Source organism: Paenibacillus rhizoryzae (genome assembly GCF_059686995.1).
This window is the reverse complement of the sequence record NZ_JCAALT010000012.1, coordinates 16,855-41,305: the sequence shown is the minus strand read 5'-3', so window position 1 is coordinate 41,305 and position 24,451 is coordinate 16,855. Positions and strand designations below refer to the sequence as shown.

Sequence of the window (24,451 nt, the reverse complement as noted above, 5' to 3'; positions counted from 1 at the left end):
GCCGATTTCTATATTTTCTTTTCCAAGCATCGCAACTTTATGGTAAATATAGTCGTTTAAACAGTGGTCATCTAAATTATCGATTCGAAATAGAGAAGGAGTCGCGTATGAAACCACTGAAGCATTATCTTGTCTGTACTTTGGCACTATTAACATTATTTCAAACGGCGCCGCTTTCCGCGGAAGGAACGGTCGATGCACCAACAACGACGACAACGACGACAGGCGGCTCAACAACCGCTAGTCCGATTATTGATGTCGCACCAACTGGCGGCGTACTCACGCCGCAAACGCTCCCGGACAACGAGCTTATACTGAAGAAGAACAGCACGGCAATGCTGTTTAACAAGAAACCGCTCAAAGCCGCGCAGCCCTTAACGATCAAAGCCGGTTCCTCTTATGCCGCATTGAACGGAATTGCCGGTCCTTTCGGCTACAAGCTGTCCTATGATGCTAAATCGAAGGAATCCATTGCGAAGTCCGGTGCCATCGAGCTTCGATTCAAACCAGGCAGCGACATCATTAAAGTCAACGGTGAATCCGTGAAAGGACCCGGTCCCACCTTCATCCTGAAGGGCTCGCTCATGGTGCCGCTTCGTATGTGGTCGAATTTGACCGGAAGCCGAATTATCCCGCGCGGCACCGACACCGTTATCAGTTGGGCAGTACCGGTACCGCCGCCGTCAGCGGAATTTACGGTTCAGCCTACTGAAATTTTCGCACAACAGACGCTTGTCGATTATTTAGTAAACGGTGTCCCTACTGTCGTGGATGAAACCAACACCCATGAGCGCTGGGAAGGACGGCAGTCTATCTTCCAAGAAGCCGGTCCGCATGTTGTAACCCACTGGGTTCAAGGCGAGAACGGCGTATGGAGCGAGCCATTCAGCGTTACAGTTGATGTGCAAATGCCGAATCTGCCGCCGGTAGCTGATTTCACAACGGATAAAACGACTTACCGCATCGGTGAGCCTATCACCTATACGGATCTGAGCACCGACGACCGCAATGACATCATTTCCTCTAAGTTTACGGGAAATTCGCCTGCTTTCTTCAGTGAAGGTCAATTTCCGGTTACGCTTGAAGTGAAGGATGGCGGTCAATTGACCGGCACCGTAACGAAGATGATTACCGTCATCCCGGAAATCCTGTACACCGAAGATGAGTTTAACCTGCTCTTCACGCCGGTTGGACGCAAGTATACGATGGATGGAACGGCTGTACGTAACTACCCGACCCTTTCTTATTCCTTCACGAATGAACCGGCAAGACTTGTACACAGCAACAGTCCTGAGCGCTGGACGACGACAGGTCTTGTGTACGACACCGAGCTCTCCGGCGCAACCCGCTTCCTCTTCTATAATGAGAATGGAGCAGGCTACCCGCTGAAAATGTTCCTCATTGCCACGAACACAAGCAGTACCGGCCAAGCTTCCGTTGGCATCGGCGCATGGGGCAAGGGCGGTCCGGACAAATCCACCATTATGGCAGGCAAAATGGCCACGATCCGCTATATGGATGCACTCAGCAAACATGTACCGGCTAACTACGTTACCCTAGCTCCGGGCGAATCCAAGGTGCTGCTCCCTGAGATGTCAAATGTACCTCTTAAGCCGGGTGATGTGTTCTCCGCATATGCAGATGTCGTTTCGACATCGAATATTCGCTACCGCATCGTTGTCGTTCAAGATAAACAGGATCCGTTGCCTATTCTCGATTCCTTAATGGTGATGCCTCGCGATAATAAGCATGTCCGCGGCACATTCGATTATGCCGACCGCGAGATCGATCTCAGCACCTCCGAGCCGGTTGGCGCGAAGCCGCAAAGTATCTTACTCGGAGACAGCAAGATCGACAAGCTCGTGGATGGGATTGACGAGATGACCGGCCTGCTCGAGTATGATTTCGGCAACTTCGGCGTCTTGTACAAAATGAAAGTGCAGGTCGCGCCAAATACCATTGTCGGCATCAATGCCCGAGGCGGCCACTATGCAGGAGCCTTCATTGTAAACGGAGTACTCGTGCCGGTTACAACCGACAGTGCGCTTCTCACTCAAAATGAAACGGCTGTGCTCTACCGCACCGGTTCAACGGCGGAAACGCTCGACATTGTCTTCACGCTCGCATCCGGCAGCTACTTGCCGATTAATATGACCTTCCAACCTCTGCCGCAGCTTCGTCAATAACGGCAGACGGCCACATAAAGAAACGCCGCACCACGAAGTAATTTCGTGGTGCGGCGTTTTCTCTTTCTAAATGCGGCATCGTTGCCATGGAATCTCGCTAACGAACCCTAAGGGCCTTATTCGCGCGAAAATAACCATCTATCGAATCTAACGAACCGTAGGGACGTTATTTGGGGGAAATGCTGCGTGAAAGAGCCTTTTCACATCAAATAAGGCCTGTAGGGTTCGTTAGGATTTCAGAACCACTTATTCTGCTGAAATAAGACCCCTACGGTTCGTTAGCGCGTAAACCCAACTCAAGGCGCGACTCTTACTCAGCCTCTACCTTATCGTCCATCAAAATAAACCCGCCCATATCCCGCAGCGCGCCCCCGCTGGCGAGATGACCAAGCACGGCACGACGAAGCGAGGTGTCGGCTGGCGCTTGCGTCCAATCTTCGTACAAGTTGCCGAAGATACGGCGCAGGCCCTCTTTGCCGTCGCCGCCTACCGGATAGAGCCGGAATTCGCGCTGGAAACGGACAATGTTGGCGGAATCGCTTAGCAGTTGCTCGAACTGCGGATCTAGCAGCCAAGAGGTGCAGACGAATGCGAGCCGTGTCTCTTCCGGGAAATACCGCTGGAAGAACCCGACTGCTTCTTTCATGGAATCCAAACACTGCGCATGATCCATTCTGCCATCCGCGGCAATATGTACATCTAGAACAGGATCGCCGGCTCGCAGCACCGTCTCCCATTCTTCCGTTCGGAACGTCTCCGGCTGAGAAACAGCGAAACCGCCAGCCGTAATCCGGTGTCCGCGAATTCCCTCTTCGCCGTCTTCAAGCACGGCATCCCATGCTCCCGTTTCATCGAAGCGGTCATTCGTGCCGTCGATGAGTCCATCGCTGCGGAACCGTACGCCGCTCTCCGCCAGGACGACCACCTCGCGAGTACCGAGGTGACGAAGGACCCGCCTGCCGCCACCGAAGCGGCCGCGCTCAAACTGCAGCCTTCCGACCCGGAACAGCCGGAAGGACATATGGTTCACGAGCCACTCGTTGCCGAGTCCCCAGCGATTGTGCCTGCCGTAATAATCGCGCATCCACAGCGCCATGTCGCTGAGGGTATGCGTCAGAATCTCCTGCGGAATGCCTCGCTCCGCGTAGAGCCCTTTAAGCCGATTCAGTCCGCTGAGCAGAATAAGCGGTTGATACAGTTCTGCCCCTTCGCCCATCTCAGCAAGAATGCCGGAGAACGTCGCCCCGCTTGGGGCCGCGCCATTTTCCGATTGAAACAGCAGTTGATGGCCTCGCACTGCCAGCGCGCTCAATCTCTCATCCTGCCTCACTTTAACCGCTGCTTGCTGCAAAGCATCCCATGCCTCCGATGGAAGCTCAGCGACAAGGTTGGCCTCCCGAAGTGCGTCATCTTGCAGAAACCATCGCTCATCCTGAGTCATTTGCCCTTGCCCGTTCATGTATACTTCTCCCCTTATAGCGCGGCGGTGCTTCGGCAACCCGCACATTCTGCACTCGAATTGCGTTGTTTTGTCGATTATAGCATAAGTCTCTTGCTACTAATTTACCTCATGCGAGATTCACCTGTCAGTTCCTACGCAAAAAAAAGCGAGAGCCCGACAGCTCCCGCCTTTCCTTTATGCTCTATGTCTCCATACCTTGAAACACACTCGTCAACAACGTACGCGGCGGACGACCCGCAATAAGCCGGCCATCTTCCGCATACCCTTCTTCGCGTCCGTCCAATTCCGCTGCCAAGCGCTGCCTCCACTCGACTAATCGTCCTTGCCAGTGTGCGGAAGCACCCGCCGCTAGATTCACCAGCTCCTGCGGGTCGCTGATTAAGTCGAACAGCTGCTCCTCGCCCGACTGCGAGAACCATAGATATTTCTCCCGGCCATCCGTGACAAAATGGTTCGACAGCGCCCCATACGAATGCTCGCCATGCAGATACGGCCGCCACTCCGTTTGCTGGCCACGACATAGCGGTAGTACGCTGCTGCCATCTACTGTACCCGGTATCGGAGCTCCGGCAATATCGAGTAGCGTCGGCATGATGTCGCGCAGCTCAATCACTTCCGCTGCTTCGCTGCCTCTTCGGAATCCCAGCTTGCCGCCGGGATCGCTGACGATAAACGGCACCTTCGCGCTTCCTTCATACGGAAGCGCTTTGCGGTAATAATGATGGTCGCCAAGCAGCTCGCCATGGTCGGAAGCGAACAGAATGATCGTATTTTGCGATAAACCATACTCCTGTAAAGCGTTCACCAACCGGCCAATCTGATCATCAAGATGCGTAATCAGCGCGTAATAGGCTGCTCGTGCACGATCCAGTCTACGCTTTGGCACAATGCCGAAATGCGTGGTCGGATCGGAACCGTTCGCCTTCGCCGCTTCTACATCCACCCAATCCCCGATTGGGGGATCAGGCAGCTCGAGATCCTTGTACATATCCATGTAGACCTGCGGCGGATCAAGCGGCGAGTGCGGACGGACAAACGACGTGTATAAGAAGAACGGTTTACCCGGATCCCGCCGGCGCAGAAAATCGATCGACTGCGTAACCGTCCAATTCGTCGGATGCAGCTCCTCCGCAAGATGCCAGGGACGCGCGGCCGCCGATGCATTGCAATCGAGGCCGTTATCCGTAATATCAACCTGCGCGCCTGCTTGCTGACGGAGCCAAGTCAAATAATCATCCACTTGGTCAAAATGCCCATCGACCGTGTTATTATGCTTGCTGCGGTTATGATGCAGATAGCCGTCATGCAGCACGATATTATGAAACCCGCATAGATTGCGCGCGGGATACACATGCATTTTGCCGACGCATTGGGTATGGTAGCCTGCACCGGCTAGCTCACCTGCCAGCATATGCTCGTACTCCCACGGCACGCAGTCCTGGTATCCGACGCGTCCGTGCGAACGCTGGCTCATGCCGGTTAAGAGCGCCGCTCTGGCCGGCACGCAGGTCGGCGTTGCCGAATACGCATTGCGAAACAGAACACCGGATCGCGCTAAACGATCCAGGTTTGGCGTTTCCACAATCGGATGGCCAAGCGCACTTAAGCAATCGCCGCGCATCTGATCTACCGTGATTAATAGAATATTAGGCCTTGCCTGTACTTGAGATCCACTGCCGCTCATGAGGCTCCGCCTCCTTATTCACCGGAATAATGAACAGATAATTCGCGAATGGTTGGCACGCCATCACTTTCCGTAATTTCAACGACAACTCCCGCAGCCTTGATTGCCGGAATGCGGATAATCGCTTTATGACCGATATTTCTACCCTCATGCACCGTTATCAGACCGTGGGACTTGGACGTGATTACCGAGACTGTAAAACGCAGGACACTCTCGCCGCGAGTGAGATCCTCTTGAATGATAATATGATCAATTAGATGGGACTCTTGCGCTTTATACGTCCACTTCGAACCTTCCTGCGCGCAAGCAGACAACGTCGCGATCGGACGCTCGAACCGGCGGCGAATCTCTTCGCCGAATTGCGTCAGATGCTGGGTATCCTTGCTCGGGAGAAGTCCTTCGCGGTTCGGCCCGATATTCAGCAGCAGATTAGTGCCGCGACCGACGGACAAATAGTACAAGCCCATCAGCTCATCCACGCTCTTGACCATATGCTCGTCCTCATCGCTGTAAAACCAGCTGATCCGGTTATACCGCAATTGCACGTCGCATTCGGCAGGCAGCCACATTTGCGCGCCAAGCTTCTCTTTCTCGTCCGTCAAAATCGAGAAATCCGTCGAGTCCACTACGTTCCAGGTTGGCGTCGTAGCTACGCCATCCTCATTGCCGATCCAACGGAAATCCGGATCGCCCATGTTGAAGATCAGAATGCCCGGCTGAAGGCGGCGGATCTCGCCGATAATCCGGTTCCAATCGTAGGTATGGCCTTCAGAGCCGCAGCCATCGAACCACAAGATATCGATTTCCCCGTAATTTCCGAGCAGCTCGGTAATTTGATTCACGAAATAATCATCGTAGGCTTTGGCATCCTGGGTGTAGAAGTTGGCAGAGCCATCGTAAGGCGAATAATAGAGGCCCGGCTTCACGTCGTATTTCCGGCAAGCATCGACGTACTCGCGAATGACATCGCCTTTTCCGTCCTTCCACGGGGAAGCTTCCACCGAGAAAGAGCTGTATTTGGACGGCCAGTTGGAGAATCCGTCATGATGCTTCGCAGTCAGAACCGCATATTGCATGCCCGCTTCCTTCGCGGTACGGATCCACTGCTCGCAGTCCAAGTTTACGGGATTAAAGTCGGCCGGCGACATGGGACGCTCGTCGAAATCCGCATACCCTTCATAGAACGTCCGGAGTCCAAAATGGAGAAACAACCCAAATTCCATATCCTGATAAGCCAGCTGCTTCGCCGAAGGTACCGGCTTCTGAATCGTTTGCATCTCTTCTACCGCCTCTCACTTCATAAGTAGGTCTCTCGTTCTTCTGATCCTTGTGTCCCGCAGCTATTACGCTTCTTGCCACAGCGTGCGCAGATTGTCCATCGCGATGCGCGATGCTTCTTTGCACTCTTCCATGCCTTCGAACTCCACCGTAATATAACCGTCGTAGCCGGATTGTTTAATCAGCTTCGTGATTTTGCGAATCGGGATTTCACCGTGACCTACAATAGCGCCGCGCAAGTAATTGTCATGGCTCGTACGGAACCAATTGCCGCCGCCCGGCGGCTCGTCGAATGGACGGAAGTAGAAGTCCTTGAAATGCACCAGCGATGCATAAGGAAGATTCTTAATAACGCCGATAACCGGATTCTCATCTACGCACATGAAGTTGCCGATATCCAGTGTTGTTTTGAAATTCGGACGATCTACCGCATGCAGGATCCGTTGTACGCGATCGCTCGCTTGCGCGCTGAAGCCGTGATTCTCAATGGTCGTCGTAATGCCGTACTGCGCCGCATAATCAGCGATGATCTGGCTGCCTTTGACCATCAGATGCAGGTTCTCCTCGAACCAAGCAATCGTCATTTGCTCCTTTGGAATCGTAAAGGCCGTCACATCATGACGCATATGCTTCATGCCAAGACGGTGAACGAGATCGACATGCTCCTTTACGCGTGCCATCTCCGCCTCGAACGCCTCTTCATCAGGCTGCACGAAATTGGCAGGCATTGAATAGTTGGATAATGCGATGCCTGCTTCCGCCGCTTTATTGCGAACCGCATCCGCCAATTCCGGATTATCTACGAGTGTAAAGCCGTACGGAACGATCTCCATATGCTCCCCGCCGTTATCCGCGATCCACTGAATCGCATCGAGTACCGTCATTTCGCCCGACTTCAATGCGTTTAACAAGCTATAGGTGCTTAATCCGATTTGCATCCTCTTACTCCCTCGTTTGCGTTAGATTATTCTTCGTATCGCTGCAGCTTGAACACCGCTTCGTTACGGCCGGCAACGACGCCGTTGTCATTGAACATATCGGCAGGTGCCAAGGCACGCAGCCTATCCATCGTTTCCTGACGGGAATAGCCGATCTGCTCCAAGATGGAAGCAATAATGAGTGGCCATTCTTCCGACGAACCATCCAGCACCTTCAAGGCAAAACCGAGCTTTTCCTCACGCAGCCCGAAGCAATAGACCCCCTTCGCCCCGCCTTTGGCAACAATATTGTCGTCCATCAGCAGAATCGAGCAGATTTGCCCCGTTCCGGACACCATTTCAGGATGGCGGTTCATAAGCCCCGTAATCTTGCTAGCTGCGCTTCGTACCGCTTGATCTTCAATCAGCTCAGGCAGAGCCAGCTTCAGATAAGCCGTCGCCAATCGGTCGAGCGGAATCGCAAATACGGGACAGCCGCAGCCGTCCACGCCGGTCACGACTTCTTCAACCGGCATAGCGGCCAAATAAGCAAGCGTAGCTGCAATCTCCAGCTGAGCAGGATGATCGGTATCCGTGTACCCTTGCAGATCATAGCCTTTATGCTTACATAGCGACAGAATGCCAAGATGCTTACCGGAGCAGTTGTGATAAATTCTCCGTTTCGGCGAGCCGCTGACGAACAGCTCATCTCTGGCTGATCCGTTTAGCGGGTACGTAGGCGAGCATACCAGCTGCTCCTCTTCGATGCCGATTTTCGCCATCATCGATTCCAGCTCCGACACATGGAACGTTTCCGACCAGTGGGAGCCGGACATGATCGCGGTTTCCTTCTCCGACAATCCGAATGCTTCGTCTGCGCCATGTATAAGTGCAGGAAGCGCCTGAATCGGCTTCCCGGAAGAGCGTAGAAACGTCAAGTGGCGGACATTCCCCGTACCGTATCGGATCCCTTTGGCATCTACGCCGCAAATATGGCCGCAGTGCACATTTTCCACATAACCCCCGCGATACTCATTAACCAATACCTCAGACATCTGTTCGCTCCTCCTATCTATTGCGTTGTTGTGCTTTGACCTATTTCGATTTAAGAACAGCCAGTAGTGCAGCCAGCCGCGCCGGATCAATTGGGGCCTGAGACCGTCCGTCCTGCCTCACGCCTGAGCCGAAATGAACAGCGCGCACGCCGGTTTGCTTCACGAAATTGGCGGCTGATTCCAGCGTCAATCCGCTTCCCGCCATAATTTCCGGTCCGGACGAGCCGTTCCCGCTTCTGCTTTGCCGTACAAGCTCCTTAATGGGATCGACCGCATTCAGCACGCTCGGTTTCCCGCCGGAGGTTAGAATCGTTCGAACCTGCGGATAGCGGGCTAATACTTCGTACGCCTCCTCCAGATTGCGCGCCTCATCGAACGCCCGATGAAACGTAACCGGAATGCCATCCGCCGCTTCCAGCAGCCGCTTCAGCTTCTCTTCATCGACCGTCTGCTCAGCAGTCAGCACGCCAAGCACATATGCGCCGATGCAAGGGAATCGCAGCGTCTTCATTTCGCGGACCATCTGCTCCATATCCTCTTCCGAGTATCGGAAATCCCTGCTGTGCGGACGAATCATGACATGAACCGGAATCGTAGCTTCCGCTGCGATTTCTTCCATGATAGGCAGTGCCGGCGTAAGCCCGCCTTCCTCGATCACGGAAACAAGCTCGATGCGATCTGCGCCATATTCGGCAGCAACCCGGGCATCTTCCGGGGTTAATGCTATAACTTCGAGTAGCATAGCGAATCTCCTCCTAGCTGAACTGCTATCCACGCTTACCATTTTTCACTCTACAATTTTCGTGCGGCAGCTATCCGTTCCCCGATTTTCCGTCTGCCTTTTTCCTGCTGCTAAATCCAATCCACGATGAAGTTATCCAGCACCAGTGAACCTATTTCCGCGTCGTTCCTCATAATAGCCAAGTAGTAATCGGTATAAGGCCCGGTCGTCAGCTCCATAAGCCATTGGCATTCGCCTTTACATAAAGGTTCCACGATATCCTGAGAAGGACCGCCGTCCGTCGTTCGCAGCGCAATGGCGTACTGACCGTCATGATCTGCCTTATAGTCAAAAGCGATCCGGCAGCGCTGATTCGGCATCAGCTTCAGCGTCGATGGCACCGTCCGCAGCAGCTCCCCTATCAACTGGTCCATTGTCTTGAGTGACCATTCCCCTCCAAGCGTATCCTCCGTGAAGCCTTCATGCCGCTGCGAGAGATGCGTCTTGCCGAGTTTCGGGTTGGCGCTGACGAACAGGCCCCATCCTTCATCAACATGCTCGAAGTCCTCGTAGACCGCATAGTCCCCGTACGATGCTGATCCGACACTGATTTCACGGACCCGCACATCGTCAAAATGAACATAGGAATCTGCAGCACCTTGTTCGGCAAGGAGAGACAACATCACTTCCTGCGGTTCACCATTCGCAACCGATAGTCGGAACCGAACCGCAATCCGTTGATAACACGTGCCGCGTTTATCCGAATCAGGATCGCAATTGATGACCGTCGTGCGATCAATCGCATGACTAATAGCGGGACCTCCGTAACCGGACACGCGAATTGCAGCCTCCCGGCCATCCGAAACCTCTACCCATACGGATGCCGAATACGTCCGGCCGCTCTTCAAGCCTTGCAGTTTCTGAACCACCTGCGCATCGGCCCCATCATTACCGCTGATGCACAAATAAGACTGGCCGCAGCTTGTCTCCTTGATGGCGATATGTTTCGCATTGCAGCCGGTGGACGAACGTTTCCACCATGTGAACCCATGGCTGTCGAACCCCGGATCCTTCACAGGGCTGCCTTCACCCCACAGGATGTCAGGAATTGGAGGCGCCTCTTCTTTATATAACACATATGGCGTGCCTGCGTCTGCCGCAATGTTGACGTAACCGGAAAAAATCGGAACACGCTGCACGAATTGACGTCCTTGGTTCGTCAGCCGGTACAAATGAACGATCCCGTTCTCCGGCCAGCTTGCCGGAAGCTGCCATACGGTGCCCGCGCTGCCATCGTTCCAGTGATAGATTTTGACCTCTTGCACCGGGTCCCACGGGATAAATACGGCGTTCCCAACTGCAACCGGTATGCCACCTCTCCGAATGGTCGCTATCCCTTCTTCCAATCGAGAGGTAACGCCATCCGTGAACACGATCTCATCGTCCTTCCAGTTCATAATCGCAAAATGCATCAAATACCGGTAAGGCAGCTGCTTCGTGAAGAACGAGCGAATTGCCGCCGGCAAATCCCGCTCCCGCTGCCAGCCCATAAACCCATTATCGCCATAGCGCGCATAGCCGCCTTTCAGCAGAACATGTTCGGCATAAGCGTCCTTGTCCTGATGACGAATGAACCGAGAGATTCGGCTGTCACCTGTGGAATCGTGCGTCCATACGGCATCCGCATCTAAGGCATCCGCTTCTTCCGTCCAGACGGTCCACCCGTTATCGCGCAGCCTCTTCGATAGCCGCCATGCCGGCCAGTGCTCGTCCCGATACGTGTCCACGTAGATAAATCCGAGATGAGGCGCCTCTTCCTTAAGCGCGTCTAAGCGTTTATCGAATTTCCCGGACAGAATGTCCGTTTCTCTATCCATATAATAAGACTGATCGAGCCATCGCCAGCCGGGCGTTGTCGTCACTAGCTCATTCGAGTAAGCCTTCGCCTCCGGATAAGCTTCGCTGTGATTGATATGAACGCCAATAACCGCACCATAGCTTCTCGCCCGCTCCGACAGCAAATTCAAATCCGCCAAGCCGCCTGCCCGCTCGTTATAATTGCCGCTGTAATCGGGATGGCCGCTATCATGGCCTTCGCTCTGATACCCTTTCAGCTCCAGCATTTGCCCAAATCCATCGGTATACAGATAAAACTTCTTCACATTATCGAGAATACGCAGAAACGGGAATTGTGCCATACTGCCAAAATTCATCGCGATATGCGCATAGCTACTGCGCAGTATATCCGCTCCTGGGATTGCAGGCAGCGACTCCCGAACCGCAATAGCCCCATCCTGCCAATCTACGAGCCCGTCCCCATTGCGGTCATCCGTAAGAACGATTTTAGCCCACGGCTCCTCAATGATCTCCATATCCGGACCTCTGTAAGTCCAATAAGCATGCCAAATAGCCGTCCGCTTCGCTCCCTGGCGTACAACAGTTTGAACGCATAAGCGTTTGCGGTTATGCAGTGAATTGCCGATCACGCTTGCAGCCAGCTCTGCGGTATTCAAGATCGCTATGGCGCAATACTCCGGCGCAGCAGCTGGCGAACAATCAGAAACCGCCCCGAACTTATCGCCTTTAATCCCTTCCGCACAGGCCACGTTCGCCTCCGCTTGCGTTTCTCGAACAGAAACAAGCCCATGATTCGGGAAAGCAACCGTACGGATCCGGAATTCTCCGCTCTCTTGAATCTCGGAGACGCGTAGTTCCAGCGCGGCGTCCGAGACAGTGAAAGTGACTACCATTTCTACCTGCAGCTCAGTAAAATCCAGCCGATAGGCTATTCCACCGCTCGTCGTTTTCACCACGGAGATAATAGGTTCATAGAATCGACCGTTCAGCTCCACGTAAGAGAGTCGGTCATCTTGGCCGAACAGTACCGCTCCGCTGGCCTTCCAGCGGTATTGCAGAACACGCGGGAACGCAGCATCCACTTCCACCTCGAGCTGCTCGGAAGACAGTACCACCATAGATGCAGACTCTCTTTCCAATGCTGCATCCGCTTCAGAGACGGAAGCTTCGCGGTAACACGCCGCAAGCGGACTCACGCGCGCATCGCTAAATAGGCCGTGCCCACCGCTGCCACCGCCATTATCAACGCGCTCGCCACTCAAAGCGCAGAAGCCGACAGCCCCCGCTCCACGCTTCCATTCCGGCACTTCACCGTGATAGACTTGATAACCATTCATTGCAACAGTAAGCACAGATTCACAGAATCGCAGCTCTAAGCGATAAGGTTTGCCTTCATAGAGAGGATCCGATTGAAATAGAACGCCTTGCTTGCCGCACGGCATCAACCAGATCCACGTGCTCTTCCCGAACGGGTCCATCGGCTTGTCGCAGCCAATGAAGATCCAGCTGTCCTTCCCTGTATAGCGAATTATTGCGCCAACCTTCCCGGAAAGGCTGAGGGGAGTCAGCGTAAACGCAAACTCCCCATCGCTAAGCTCTTCTGCTTTCTCCAAGGTAACGACGGCATGCTCGGAAGCGTCAGCGACAAGCGCCAACGCCTCCTCTTGCATCCATGTACCGCTAATTGCACCCGTCATTAGATGCTCCCCACTTTCGCGGCTTCTGCCTGCACCTTCTCTGCTTCGCCCCATGTGCTGACGGTAACGCTAACGACCGGCTTCGGATCGCCTTCAAACTTGCAGCTGAACGAAAGAGTCTGACCGCCTGTTCGAACAATCGGCGCCTCGGCGGAAGCCTGAACCGTCCGCAGCAAATTCCAGTTCACGTCATAGACCTTCCCGGTGCGGTCTCCCTCACACACGAGATATTCATACGCGCGCACATCCGTATCGAAGGTCATGTAATCTCCATTCGTATAGAAGGTCGGTCTGCGAATAAGCGCGTCGGTATTGCCGTAAGAAGGCGATACGCGCAGGCTGAAACGCAGCGGCTGCTCGCCGAACTTGTTATAGAACGCCCAATCCGCGCCGCCCGGCTGACCCGGCTGTAGCTCTGCCGGATTACACTCGAGCGGCTTCGACAGGCTGACCGGTATAAGGCGCCAGCTATCAACGCCTTCCGCTTCCAGATGCCAATCGCTCTTCGGATCGCGCATCCTCTCGCGCTGCTCGGCCGAGAACGCCCCCGCATTACGCGCGGTCTCCCACTGACGCACTTGCTCCAGAAGCGCATCGATGTTGCCGTTACGCTTAAGCACCGGCATATCAGCTGCAAGCGCAAAGCCAGCTCCGAAGCCGGCCGCTTTAGATAGCACCCATTCGATCTCATCGATCGTCGTTGCTTCGAAACGATCGGAGGTCGAGCGAATAAGGAACCAGCCAAGCATCGGCGGAATGAAATTGCGCTCAAAATACCGCTGATTCGTGAGCCGCCATTCCAACTGTCCCTCGCGCGTCGATACGCCCCACGGCTCACCCCAATTGAAACGGGTGAAAATATGCCACAGGTAATTCGGTACGACGATACTCGCATCATTAATCACTTCTGTTCCCCAGCCGTCGTAACACTTCTGGACGAAGCGATTTACGCCGTAGCCGTCCTGGCCCGTTGCGAAACAGCCTTCCAAACCGTCAAAGGAGATTTGCTTCAAGCCTGTCGCTTGAAACAGCTCTGCGATCCGCTCGCTATATGCATCCTGCAGCTCGATATTCGGGAAGAACACGTCATACGGATGATCCCACAATCGGCCAATCTCGGCGCCGGCCTCATGCCCCTCTGCTGCCGTTCCATTAACGCCGCGCTTTACGCCAAGCAGCCTCCATGGCGCTTGTTCTGAAACCGAGTCGTATTCAATAATTTCAGTACCGATCAGCGCGGATTTCCGGTACAGATTCTCCTTGAATGGCTGAGGTTGATCGACTATCAGCTCCTCAGCTTGAGCATCGATTGCTTCTACTAAACTAGCGGAACCAACCATCTGTAATCTAGCATCCGGCATGGGAGCGACATAAGGATCATTCAGCGTCGTAAAGTTAGACAGCGTGTGAACGCCGACATGCACGCCTTCTAGCTCAGCTGCTTCCACGCAGGCGCGCATCCCTTCATCGCCTCGCGGGAATTGCCCCGGCTTCAGAATAAAATGACCCCATTGGGTGAACGGATCCGGATGATACACATACTTCAGCCCTGCCTGATTCGTATAGTGCACCGCCTCAGCAATGGTCGCCTCGGAGAAATCGGTGATCAGATACGACTGGTTGGCAGCAGTAGCCGTCTTCATCCACTCGCCGTCAATCGTCGGATGGGGTAAGCCTTCTCCCAGCTCAACCGCTTCAATAGCAGGCAGTACTTGAGCCGCCGCACAGCCGAACAAGGCAATTTGCGATCCGATGATCGCCGCATCTTCCCCGTGCAGAGGTTTAACCTCGATGTCGTTCAAATTCCAAACCGGTCTGCGGCCGCCTTTCGAACGATCCCGCGCGAAAGCCTGCAGCAAGCTGCCTTCGCCGGTTGGCCATGCCGTGCTTGCTTCATAATCGAATTTGCTGTCCGCATACGATTCGCCTGCAAATGCTAATCTATCCAACTCGGCAGGCCATCCGCCGATTGTTTTCATATTCAGGGCCAACAAGCCGATTGCAAATTCGCCATCGTGCACGATACCTACCGACTCACCGATGGAGCCTGCTACCGTCGTCGCGTACGGCCCCCATAGAATAGCGTCTACCGCCGACTGACCGTCGGCTTCGGTGATCCCAATTACTTCAAATGTAATGTACTTCTCCTTTATGCGAACAGCTACATCCACTTGTGCTTGGCAAGCCTCATAAGAGAAGCTCAATTTACCCAGTTGAGCATCATAAACGACCGAGGTCGATGCTTCGATTTTCTTTCCGACAACAAGTTGCAGCAGCGGTGAACGCTGCCCGGAAGCCGAGAAATTTTTACCATTCGCAACATCCTTAAGCTCGACTAGATCCCCTTGATTACTAAGTCCAACCTGCAATTGCCCCGCCTGAAATTGAATTTGAAATTGTTCCATTTTACACACTCCTTCTCCCTTAAAAATGGATGTCCTTCCCAACGCAAGATTGGAAAGGACATCGGCATCGCTTGCAATTCACATTATTGTTTCAAGTTGGCATCGTATACTTGTTGGGCTTCTTCAAGCACCTTTTCGCCGCCCATGCTCTTCCACTCGGATACGAATTTGTCGAAGTCATCCAGCGATTTGCGGCCTGTGATGAAGTCGATGAAGTTTTGCGTTGTGAACTGCTTCAGCTTATCTTGTGTTTCGTTATAAACCGGCTTGTTGAACGGAGCCAGAATATCGATGTTGCGCGTGCCTTTCGCTCTCGTATCTTTAGCCAATTGACGCATACTGGCATCCGAAGTATACGAGGTTTGGAAGTCATAATCGTTGAACGAACCGCTCATCGAGTATCCGCCAAGACCCAGCTTCTTACGCTCATTCTCATCGGTGTACGCACCAAGGTACTCAACAGTTCCGTTAGCGCCTAGCTTCCATTGCTGGTCCTTCTCACCGAAGTTGATTTTCTCGTAAATCTCCGGATCAAATTGCGTAGCCTCGAACACCTGCATGTACTTGACCATTTTGTCTTGGTCCTGCTCAAGCTGTTTGCCGAACACGACGCCGGAAGCATAAGCCGGATTGTACTGCGAAATACCGTATTTTCCATCCGGACCTTTCACGCCGCCTGTAATCGCGAAATTAAAGTCAGGGTGCTTTGCCTTCAGCTTGTCGAACCATTGTTCGCCGCCTAGGAATGCATTGCCCGGCAGGAACGCCCACCAGTAGAACTCCACCGCGCCAGTCTTATCCGTAAGCACTTTATCTTCTACGTTGTTGCCCTTGTTGACGACGAACTCAGGGTCGATCAGCTCGTTCTTGTACCAGCGGTTTAGTACTTCGAGTGCTTGCTTCGCGCCTGGCTCGATTTCGCCGCGAACGACCTTGCCGTCCTTCTCCCGGAAGATATTCGGATAAGCATCGAATGCACCGAACACGGAGCTGAACATGCTCTCGATATTGTCGCCCGGAGCCGTCATGCCGTACGTATCTTTCTTGCCGTTGCCATCCGGATCGTCATTGCGGAATTTGGTCAGCAGCTCTTCCATCTCTTGGAGCGTTTCAGGCGTTTTCGTTACACCGACCTTCTTCATCCAGTCTTCGCGGAAAGCAAGGTCCAAGCCATCGATGCCGATATCCCAGATAACTGGAAGCGCATAGATTTTACCGTCTCTTCTGACATATTTAAACGGATCATCGCCGAGGAAACGCTTCAGCCACTCCACGTATTTCGGCATGTTTTGCTCAATCAGTTCTTGTGGAATAGGAGAGATAATACCTTGTTGCAAATATTTATCATAATCCGTGAAGGATGGCTCCTTCATCCAATCCGGGATATCGCCCGAGGAGATCATCAGGTTCACTTTCTCTTTGAAGCCTTCGCCACCGGTTGGAACGAACTCGACGTCGACGCCGAATTTATCGCGGATCGCCTTCACGCCCGGTGCGTCCACCTTTGCAATTTCAGGACTTGCGGTCCAGAACTTCAGCAGCTTCTTCTCAGCCGGCTTGTTGTCTGCAGCAGCAGTATTGTTGCCGTTTGCTGACGTATTCGTATCGGACTTCGATGAGTCGTTCGAAGTATTTCCGTTCGTGCTCGAACCCGAATTACCGCAAGCCGAAAGCACTGAAACTAAGAGAACACTTGCAAGAGCGCCAGACATTAACCGTTTTTTGTTACGATTCACATGAACCAACCCTTTCTCTTATATGTTTCTTTATCTATTGAGAGGATTCTCATCCCTTAATAGCCCCAATCATGACGCCTTTGACAAAATACTTCTGGACGAACGGATATACGATCAGCATCGGCAATATCGAGAACATGACGACCGTGGCCTGAAGCTGGCGGCCTGAGAAATTAGTATCCTTGCCCAAATTCTGAATGAGCAGCGTGATGTCCGAAGTGTTGTTCTGTATGATAATTTTGCGCAGGACAACCTGCAGCACCTGTTTATTCGGATCGGTGATGTAGATCAGCGAGTCGAACCAGGCGTTCCAATGGCCGACACCGACCCAAAGTGCGACAGTTGCAAGCACGGGCTTCGACAGCGGAAGCACGACCTGCGTGAATATTCGCAAATAGCCTGCGCCGTCCACACGCGCCGACTCCTCCAACTCTTCAGGAATGGACCGGAAGAAGTTGCGCATAATCAGTACGTTAAATGCGCCGATCATGCCCGGGATAACTAACGCCCACACGGTGTTCATCAAGTGCAGCTCTTTAATGAGCAGATAGGATGGAATCGTCCCGCCGGCAAACAGCATGGTGAACAGAATCATGCTCGTAAAAAACTTGTTATGCGGCAAATCCTTCTTCGACAGCGGATAGGCCGTTATCGCCGTAAACACGATGGAGAGAATAACGCCAAGCACGGTACGAAGCAGCGTATAGCCGTAGCCGCTCCAGAGCTCTTTGAATTGCAGCGCAAGCTTGTAGCTGCCAAATGTAAGCTGCGAAGGGAAGAGGACTATGCCTGAAGAGTAGGCGGCACTGTCTACACCTCCGCCATCCAGCGAGATGACAACCTGCGTCCAGAACGGATACAGCGTCACAATCATAATGATTGCTAGAATAGCGTAGATAATCGTATCGATTAGTTTGTCTGAAGCCGATTTTTTCACGTTAATCATGTGGTCTCACCTTCCCCATTACGTACTACCACAACGCGTGGTCTTTCCCTCCAATCAGCTTCACTAGCCGATTAACCGAGAAGATTAGAATGAGCGCGACGACCGACTTGAACAATCCGACTGCCGTAGCGTAGCTGTAGTTCATCTCGACAATCCCTTTGCGGTAGACGTACGTGTCGATAATGTCCGCGACATTGTAAACCTGCACATTGTACATGTTGAAAATTTGGTCGAAGCCGGCGTCCAGTATGCCCGACATCGAGAGAATCAGCATGATCGCGATAATGGGCACCAGCATCGGAATCGAGATGTAGAACATTCGTTTAAACCGGCCTGCGCCATCGATAACAGCCGCTTCATACAGCTGCGGGTCAATGTTCGAGATGGCCGCGAAGTAGATGATCGAGCCCCAGCCGAAACCTTGGAAAATGCTCGTAATGACGAGAATAGACCGGAAGTAACGGGGGTCTGCCAAGAACAGCACCGGATCGCCTCCGAACAGCTTGATGATCGTGTTCACCGGGCCTTCCAGGGCGAATAAGGAGAAGAATATCCCTGCAAGCACGACCCACGATATGAAATGCGGCAAGTACGTAACCGTCTGAATGAATTTCTTATATTTGGCATTCATCACTTCGCTGAGCAGCAGGGCGAAGATGATCGGTACCGGGAATCCAAACATAAGCTTGTACAAGCTGATAATCATTGTGTTCTTCAGTACCGTGTAGAAGTAATCGTCGTGGAATATTTTCTCAAAGATGTCAAAACCAACCCAAGGACTGTTCCAGATGCCCTGCAAAATCTTAAAGTCTTTGAAGGCAAGCAGCACGCCGTACATCGGCAGGTAGTGAAAGACCAGGTAGTACAGCATGGACGGAATCATCATGATTAACAGAACGCGGTACTGTTTATATTTTTTCCATCTTTCTTTTCGAAGCTTCGTTCTCGAAACGGCCAAATCCGTTTTGGCCGCAATCGCGGTATCATTCACTTGCGGGCACTCCCTTCTGCATGTAAGCGCTTCACATCTCTTAATTCAACTATAGCAGGGGCGCTCCGATTCGAAATTATCAAATATTTGTGAAACCATTCAGTTTTTTACGCACTTGCTCCGGTTCGAACCGGCTCTACCGCCAGAGTCAGAATTTCATTCGGCTGCAGCTTCAAGCTAATAATACCGTGGCCGCGCGAATCCAATGGGATCGAACCGATCTGTTCGATGGCCGCCTGATCTCCCCCGGAGAAGCCTGCATAATTCAAAGGCAGCTCTAGCATGATTTGCTTCTCTTCGCCGACCGGATTAAATACGACCAGCACCGCTGGAATTTCAGCTTCCAGCGATACGTGCATGACCGCGTCGGGCTCAAAGCCGTTCGGCCTGGCAAGATGCACCATTTCGCCGGCTAATGTTCGTCTATATTTCTTGAAGAAGGCAACCCACTTATGGAAAATAGCCTGCGTGACTTCCCCAAAATAAAGCCGCCGGCCGTATAAGGCTCCGCAGTGGCCATATCCGAATACGCCGCCAAAAGCATGGTCATAAGTAGCCGGATTTTGTTCTGAAGGCTCAATACTGTGCCCATGGTATTCTTCCAGGTTGCAGGATGTCCAGGTCGCGCATGCCGGATCTTTGTAACGCGAGTCGAAGGTGTATGCTCTTGTGGTAACCACAAGTGGCATGCCTCCCATTGCATTCTGGTCTTCTTCCCGATACCCGCCCGGACGCTGGTGGACACCATGAAACATCGATTGCATCTCCTGGGGCACGGTAATCATTTTGTTCCGCTTGGTGATTTCTCCGAAAAACCGTTTCTCCCACAGCCAATTCATAAACTCCACGCAATGCGGATTTGGATGGGCATGATCATCTGCAAGGCATGGCAATCTGTGATAAGGACCGTCTAATCCCAGACCGTCAAAGCCAATATCATCCAGAAGATGAAGCAGCTTACCTTCGATATATCCGCCCCAAGGCGACTGGTAGCACATATTCCCTAACCCCCAAGGGTCATAGCGAATTCCGTCAGGGCCAAGGTACTGCCAGTCTTCATGCTGCTTGAACACCTCGCTGTCCGGCCATGCGATCGTCGTTGAGCAGTAAGGAAGAACGGCGATTTTCTTCGTATGGTAGTAATCAACCATCCTCTTCATATCGTCCCACCCGTTCGGAAATAGATCGGGCCTCGGAATGTAGTCTCCGGTGTTGGTAAACAGTTGTCCAACGAACAATTCAACCGCTTCAATGCCGTCCTCGGCGGCTCTGTCGGCAATCTCTAGCAGCTCCTCGTAGGTATTGCAAGAATTAACAATCTGCTTAATCAAAGGCTGGGTCATCCAAGGCGCAATCTCTTTGTATATCCGATGAAGAAGAATAGACGCTTCGTCCCGGTCGCCTGATGTCACCGCTTCATAACACGTAAAGGTTTCGAACGATTCGCCAGGCTTCAATTCCATGCCGATTGTCTCCGGAAACTCGAAACGGGTGAACGAAAAGTAATAAGGGTCTTCCTTACGGTTATCCCAGTAATAATCGCTAAACACGGCTAATTCAAGCTTGCCTTCAAACAATCTCAACGTATCGACGCACACGTTATCCACCACGATAACTTCTTTGGACGGATTGCTCACTTTTACGGATTTGGACAGCAGAGGCAGCCGATCAGCGATTTCGTATTCAATCATAAGTTCAAGTCCCGGAACTTGATCGTTTCTGGCTCTGCAAAACAGCCTCAACACATCGCCATAGTTGCCTCTCGCTTGTTCAATGCGAATGACATCAAAAGCCCCTTCCCGATCCCAATGCTTGGATTTCCGTTGAGGTCCTGCTTCATACTCCGTTCCATTCACGGTTACGGCCGCTTCGAATGGAAGCCAGGGTTCGAATGAAAATACCGGAATCCACGCGTCCCCCCGTGATGATCCATGGGGGCGGATCTTGTATGCGGTTGTAACCGGACCGTGCTCAATATCCAACTCGCGTAAGATATAGTCATTCATCAGCTTGATTTTGTTGTTATCGACTGTAATCCCCATAAGCCTGGAACTCCACTCCTTTGAGTTATGTAAGCGCTCTAAATTTCCTAATCAAACTATAGCAGGGCGGCTCCGATTCGAAATTATCTAATATTTTAGAAACCGTTCAGTTTTTTACTTTCTTGACTAAGAAAAAAAGCCTGTCCAAGAATCGGACAGACTTTAAGCCCTGATATACCGGGGAATGACGATTTGCATTTGCGTACCCTCGCCAAGGATACTCCGCACTCCGAAACGATATTCCGAGCCGAACTTAATCAGAAGCCGCTCGTTCACGTTCTTCAGCCCATAGCCGGAGGAATTGATTTCAAGTATCGAATCGGCGGTTTCCGGGGACATACCAGGCCCATTGTCCTCAATCGTAAACGCCACCTTGTCTCCCATAAGCTTCGCGCGCACTTGAAGCTGGCCGCGGCCGCCGTCTTCCTTCCGGTTAATACCGTGCAGAATCGCATTCTCTGCCAGCGGCTGCAGAATGAAATTGATCGTAGCGCAGTCAAACACCGCCTCGTCGATGTCGTACTTTACATCGAAACTGTGGTCCTTTGTTATTTGGATTATTTCGATGTACAATTTCACATGCTCCAGCTCGTCCCTGACCGGAATCATATTGTCTCCGCGGTTTAGTCCCGTTCGGTAGAACTTGGAAAGCGTCGTGACGACCTTGCTGATGTCAGGCGCATCGCTGCGCAGCGCTTTCCAATTGATGAATGATAAAGTGTTGTACAGAAAATGGGGATTCATTTGCCATTGCAGGGCCTTGAATTCCGCTTCCTTCTGGATGATCTTGTTGCGGAACAACTCATCTATCAGCTCGTTCAACCGGATGAGCATGCTGCCAAATCGGTTCGTCAGTTCGCCGATCTCATCCTTCGATTCGCTTCTGACCTTCATACTCAGATCGCCAATTTCGACCCGCTTCATTAGTGAGTTGAGCGAATAGACGCGCCGGATCATCGTCCGCGAGAAGATCCAAATGACGATTAGCACGATGACCATACATGCTGCGATAATGATAAGAGTCGCATTGATGATGGAGCCTGCATTGCGGGACATCTGGTCCGTCGGCACAATGCAGTAGATCGTCCAATTCGTCTGCTTCACCGTTTTCTTGACCAAAAATGCGTCGACTCCCCCGTAGGTGATCGCCCCTTCTTTCAAATGCTGCAATTCAACAGAATCCACATGCGGATATAACTTGTTCTGATTGGCATAGATAACCCGTCCTTGTCCATCCACCAGCACGACAGAGTAGTCCTTTGCCAGCTCCGCGACGTTTCTGAACACGCTGTCGCCATTGATTTTCATATAGACGATATTAACCTTCTTGCCGGCAAATAGTTGCGGGAATTTATTCACCACGATAAGCCCGTCTTGGAAGAACCACTGACTGCCCGTACCTTTCATCGCTTCCTTGTACCACTCTTCGTCCTTCACCCGATCCGCCGACAACACGGACTCCCCATATTCCGGCACATAGGTTTGTGTATAGAAGGTGATTTTATCGATTTCTTTGTCCATGACCGTCATCATGTTGAAGTACGGCGTCAAATACTCCTTTAGGTCATACGAGAGATTGACCAGATCCAGGTAGTCGTTCGCCACGATTTTCTGGAATGTTTTGTTAAATACGATCGACTGCGTCGTTCGGTTGTAGCGTTCCACGGTGTTGTCGATGCTGCTCGATATCGTATCGATATTCTTCTCGATTCCTTGAAGTCCTTGAATATTCAGCATCTGCTTCGACTGATTGTAGGCATACAGCCCCAGCACAATTATTGGAATAATGATAACGATCAGATAGGAAAGGAACAGCTTCTGTTTGAACCGCATCTGATTCAGCAGCCGAATGATGAGTCGTTTCATAGTGCAGTCTCTTCGCGGAACTGGGAAGGTGTCTTGCCGTAATGGTTCTTAAATAGGGAGCTGAAATATGGGAAGTTGCTGTAGCCAACCTCTTGACCGATGTCTATGATTTTGCGGTTCGTCGTGAGCAGCAGCTCTTTCGTCTTCTCCATCCGGTAGATCGTCAAATATTTATTAAAGCTGATGCCCTTATGCTTCTTGAACAGATGGCTCAGATAGCTTGGCGACAGATACACCCGCTCCGCGAGCAGCTCCAGCGACAAATCGGCTCCATATTCCTTCTCGATCATCTGGACGACACTTTCAATGACCTTAGGCATGGAATCGGGCGAGCTCGTACCTGTCGACTCTTGCTCCTCCATGATGGTAAGTACGATCCGCCGAAGATCGCTCAGCTTGGCCGCTCTGTAGATCCGTTCTAGATTTTGTTTGAACATATCGGCGTTCTTCTTTACGGAAGCGTCGAATACGGCTTTTACGATTTCTGTGCAAATGTATTTGATGTAGTTTACGGGGAAATATTCGCTGTTCTGCAGTTCATTAAAGAGCTGTTCGAACCGCAGCTTAGCCCCATCGTAACGGGAACGGCTAATATGCTGTCTCAGTTCTTCCAGCGCCTCGTCGATTGCTACGGTCTGCTTGTCCCCTTCAGCCGAAGCAGGATGTGCGAGAAGTACGGTGCCTTCCTCGAAAAAGAACTTATACTCCAGCATCGATTCCAGCTGATGGAATTGCTGATACAGCTGCCTTGCATCATCGACGATACCGCCAATGACAACGCTCACATCTCCATCGTAGGTTTCCCGGAACCAATTGATCAGCCCCCTGCCCTGTTCAACCAGCTGCTCCCTGGTTAGCTCCCTGTCAGCATCTACGACGAGCAAGCTTTGAAACTCATTCAGGTGAGCCACTTCGAAGCTGTTTGGGACGAATTCGCTCAATCTGCGTTCAAAATCCTGATCCAACAAATCAAAGAAACGATTGCGTGAATCGAGCATGATCAGCCGAATGCAGGAAGTGCCAGCTAAGCCCGCAATCGGTAACGGTGACAAGGCGGTTGCCTGCTCCGCATCTTCTTGCATTGGCAGCGTGTGTCCCATGATCAGATTGGATAGCAGCCTTTGCTTCGTATACTGGGCGTTATTGCGATAAGCCTCCTCCATCCGGGTCTGCTGCGCCTTGGCTTCCTGTTCTTCCCCGCATAACTGAATGACCTGCGAAACGACGCGAAGAAACTCTTCCACCTCGACCGGTTTGAGTATATACCGAACAGCTTTCAAATCAATTGCGCGCTGCGCATACTCGAACTCCCCATATGCGCTCATGAAGATAACTTTGACCGGAATATCTCGCTTCCGAAGCTCCGCAGCCAGCTCTAACCCATCCATTCCTTTCATCCGAATATCGGTGAACAGAATATCGACCGGATTGTCCAGCATGAAGGCAAGCGCACTCTCTCCGCTGTCCGCTTCATGGATTTCAAGCTGCAAGCCATATTTGCCGATCAGGAACTTCACGCCTTCTCTTTCGAACTGTTCGTCGTCAACGATGAGCATCTTGAACATGGGCACTGCCCCCCTGGTGAGGATAGACTTTAACTTTGCACGC

General features: G+C 52.2%; 15 protein-coding genes. 1 reads left to right on the top strand and 14 read right to left on the bottom strand.

The annotated features are described in order from the left end of the window. Positions 1 to 107 precede the first annotated feature (107 nt). Positions 108 to 2,186 (top strand): copper amine oxidase N-terminal domain-containing protein, encoded by a 2,079-nt coding sequence (locus AC6ESO_RS26675; protein ID WP_497094042.1) that lies wholly within the window; start codon positions 108 to 110, stop codon positions 2,184 to 2,186. 310 nt (positions 2,187 to 2,496) lie between these two features. Here the strand turns inward: AC6ESO_RS26675 and AC6ESO_RS26670 are convergent, their stop codons facing one another. The 14 genes from AC6ESO_RS26670 to AC6ESO_RS26605 all read right to left on the bottom strand — a co-directional run bounded on the left by AC6ESO_RS26670 (position 2,497) and on the right by AC6ESO_RS26605 (position 24,408). Further along, complete coding sequence (locus AC6ESO_RS26670; protein ID WP_497094041.1) at positions 2,497 to 3,645, bottom strand: acyltransferase domain-containing protein; 1,149 nt, start codon at positions 3,643 to 3,645, stop codon at positions 2,497 to 2,499. 184 nt (positions 3,646 to 3,829) lie between these two features. Next, the gene (locus tag AC6ESO_RS26665) at positions 3,830 to 5,332 is read right to left on the bottom strand and encodes an arylsulfatase (RefSeq protein WP_497094040.1); all 1,503 of its coding nucleotides are present in this window, start codon (positions 5,330 to 5,332) and stop codon (positions 3,830 to 3,832) included. Between the two features lie 14 nt (positions 5,333 to 5,346). Beyond that, the gene (locus AC6ESO_RS26660; RefSeq protein ID WP_497094039.1) at positions 5,347 to 6,609 is read right to left on the bottom strand and encodes an alpha-L-fucosidase; all 1,263 of its coding nucleotides are present in this window, start codon (positions 6,607 to 6,609) and stop codon (positions 5,347 to 5,349) included. A gap of 66 nt (positions 6,610 to 6,675) precedes the next feature. Beyond that, positions 6,676 to 7,548, bottom strand: a complete 873-nt coding sequence (locus AC6ESO_RS26655) for a sugar phosphate isomerase/epimerase family protein (protein ID WP_497094038.1) — start codon at positions 7,546 to 7,548, stop codon at positions 6,676 to 6,678. A gap of 26 nt (positions 7,549 to 7,574) precedes the next feature. Beyond that, positions 7,575 to 8,582 carry an asparaginase gene (locus AC6ESO_RS26650; protein ID WP_497094037.1) on the bottom strand — a complete coding sequence of 336 codons (1,008 nt, stop codon included), beginning with the start codon at positions 8,580 to 8,582 and terminating at the stop codon, positions 7,575 to 7,577. 40 nt (positions 8,583 to 8,622) lie between these two features. Further along, positions 8,623 to 9,324, bottom strand: a complete 702-nt coding sequence (locus tag AC6ESO_RS26645) for a copper homeostasis protein CutC (protein WP_497094036.1) — start codon at positions 9,322 to 9,324, stop codon at positions 8,623 to 8,625. A gap of 110 nt (positions 9,325 to 9,434) precedes the next feature. Further along, positions 9,435 to 12,857: an endo-alpha-N-acetylgalactosaminidase family protein gene (locus AC6ESO_RS26640; RefSeq protein ID WP_497094035.1), complete on the bottom strand. Its 3,423-nt coding sequence runs from the start codon at positions 12,855 to 12,857 to the stop codon at positions 9,435 to 9,437. Then, positions 12,857 to 15,262, bottom strand: a complete 2,406-nt coding sequence (locus tag AC6ESO_RS26635; RefSeq protein ID WP_497094034.1) for a hypothetical protein — start codon at positions 15,260 to 15,262, stop codon at positions 12,857 to 12,859. Before AC6ESO_RS26635 ends, AC6ESO_RS26640 begins: the two co-directional genes overlap by 1 nt. Before the next feature lie 83 nt (positions 15,263 to 15,345). After that, positions 15,346 to 16,998, bottom strand: a complete 1,653-nt coding sequence (locus AC6ESO_RS26630; RefSeq protein WP_497094033.1) for an extracellular solute-binding protein — start codon at positions 16,996 to 16,998, stop codon at positions 15,346 to 15,348. 49 nt (positions 16,999 to 17,047) lie between these two features. Next, positions 17,048 to 17,944, bottom strand: coding sequence for an ABC transporter permease subunit (locus AC6ESO_RS26625; RefSeq protein ID WP_494817826.1), 897 nt, complete (start codon positions 17,942 to 17,944; stop codon positions 17,048 to 17,050). A gap of 25 nt (positions 17,945 to 17,969) precedes the next feature. Further along, positions 17,970 to 18,935 carry an ABC transporter permease gene (locus AC6ESO_RS26620; protein ID WP_497094032.1) on the bottom strand — a complete coding sequence of 322 codons (966 nt, stop codon included), beginning with the start codon at positions 18,933 to 18,935 and terminating at the stop codon, positions 17,970 to 17,972. A 107-nt stretch (positions 18,936 to 19,042) separates the two neighbouring features. After that, positions 19,043 to 20,977, bottom strand: coding sequence for an alpha-galactosidase (locus AC6ESO_RS26615; protein ID WP_497094031.1), 1,935 nt, complete (start codon positions 20,975 to 20,977; stop codon positions 19,043 to 19,045). Between the two features lie 162 nt (positions 20,978 to 21,139). Next, positions 21,140 to 22,843, bottom strand: a complete 1,704-nt coding sequence (locus AC6ESO_RS26610) for a sensor histidine kinase (RefSeq protein WP_497094030.1) — start codon at positions 22,841 to 22,843, stop codon at positions 21,140 to 21,142. Further along, positions 22,840 to 24,408, bottom strand: coding sequence for a response regulator (locus tag AC6ESO_RS26605; protein WP_497094029.1), 1,569 nt, complete (start codon positions 24,406 to 24,408; stop codon positions 22,840 to 22,842). Before AC6ESO_RS26605 ends, AC6ESO_RS26610 begins: the two co-directional genes overlap by 4 nt. Positions 24,409 to 24,451 lie beyond the last annotated feature (43 nt).

Excerpts from the sequence above, each read along its gene's own strand:
- AC6ESO_RS26675 (WP_497094042.1), top strand. The coding sequence starts at position 108 with ATGAAACCACTGAAGCATTATCTTGTCTGTACTTTGGCACTATTAACA.
- AC6ESO_RS26670 (WP_497094041.1), bottom strand. The coding sequence starts at position 3,645 with ATGAACGGGCAAGGGCAAATGACTCAGGATGAGCGATGGTTTCTGCAA.
- AC6ESO_RS26665 (WP_497094040.1), bottom strand. The coding sequence starts at position 5,332 with ATGAGCGGCAGTGGATCTCAAGTACAGGCAAGGCCTAATATTCTATTA.
- AC6ESO_RS26660 (WP_497094039.1), bottom strand. The coding sequence starts at position 6,609 with ATGCAAACGATTCAGAAGCCGGTACCTTCGGCGAAGCAGCTGGCTTAT.
- AC6ESO_RS26655 (WP_497094038.1), bottom strand. The coding sequence starts at position 7,548 with ATGCAAATCGGATTAAGCACCTATAGCTTGTTAAACGCATTGAAGTCG.
- AC6ESO_RS26650 (WP_497094037.1), bottom strand. The coding sequence starts at position 8,582 with ATGTCTGAGGTATTGGTTAATGAGTATCGCGGGGGTTATGTGGAAAAT.
- AC6ESO_RS26645 (WP_497094036.1), bottom strand. The coding sequence starts at position 9,324 with ATGCTACTCGAAGTTATAGCATTAACCCCGGAAGATGCCCGGGTTGCT.
- AC6ESO_RS26640 (WP_497094035.1), bottom strand. The coding sequence starts at position 12,857 with ATGACGGGTGCAATTAGCGGTACATGGATGCAAGAGGAGGCGTTGGCG.
- AC6ESO_RS26635 (WP_497094034.1), bottom strand. The coding sequence starts at position 15,262 with ATGGAACAATTTCAAATTCAATTTCAGGCGGGGCAATTGCAGGTTGGA.
- AC6ESO_RS26625 (WP_494817826.1), bottom strand. The coding sequence starts at position 17,944 with ATGATTAACGTGAAAAAATCGGCTTCAGACAAACTAATCGATACGATT.
- AC6ESO_RS26615 (WP_497094031.1), bottom strand. The coding sequence starts at position 20,977 with ATGGGGATTACAGTCGATAACAACAAAATCAAGCTGATGAATGACTAT.
- AC6ESO_RS26610 (WP_497094030.1), bottom strand. The coding sequence starts at position 22,843 with ATGAAACGACTCATCATTCGGCTGCTGAATCAGATGCGGTTCAAACAG.
- AC6ESO_RS26605 (WP_497094029.1), bottom strand. The coding sequence starts at position 24,408 with ATGTTCAAGATGCTCATCGTTGACGACGAACAGTTCGAAAGAGAAGGC.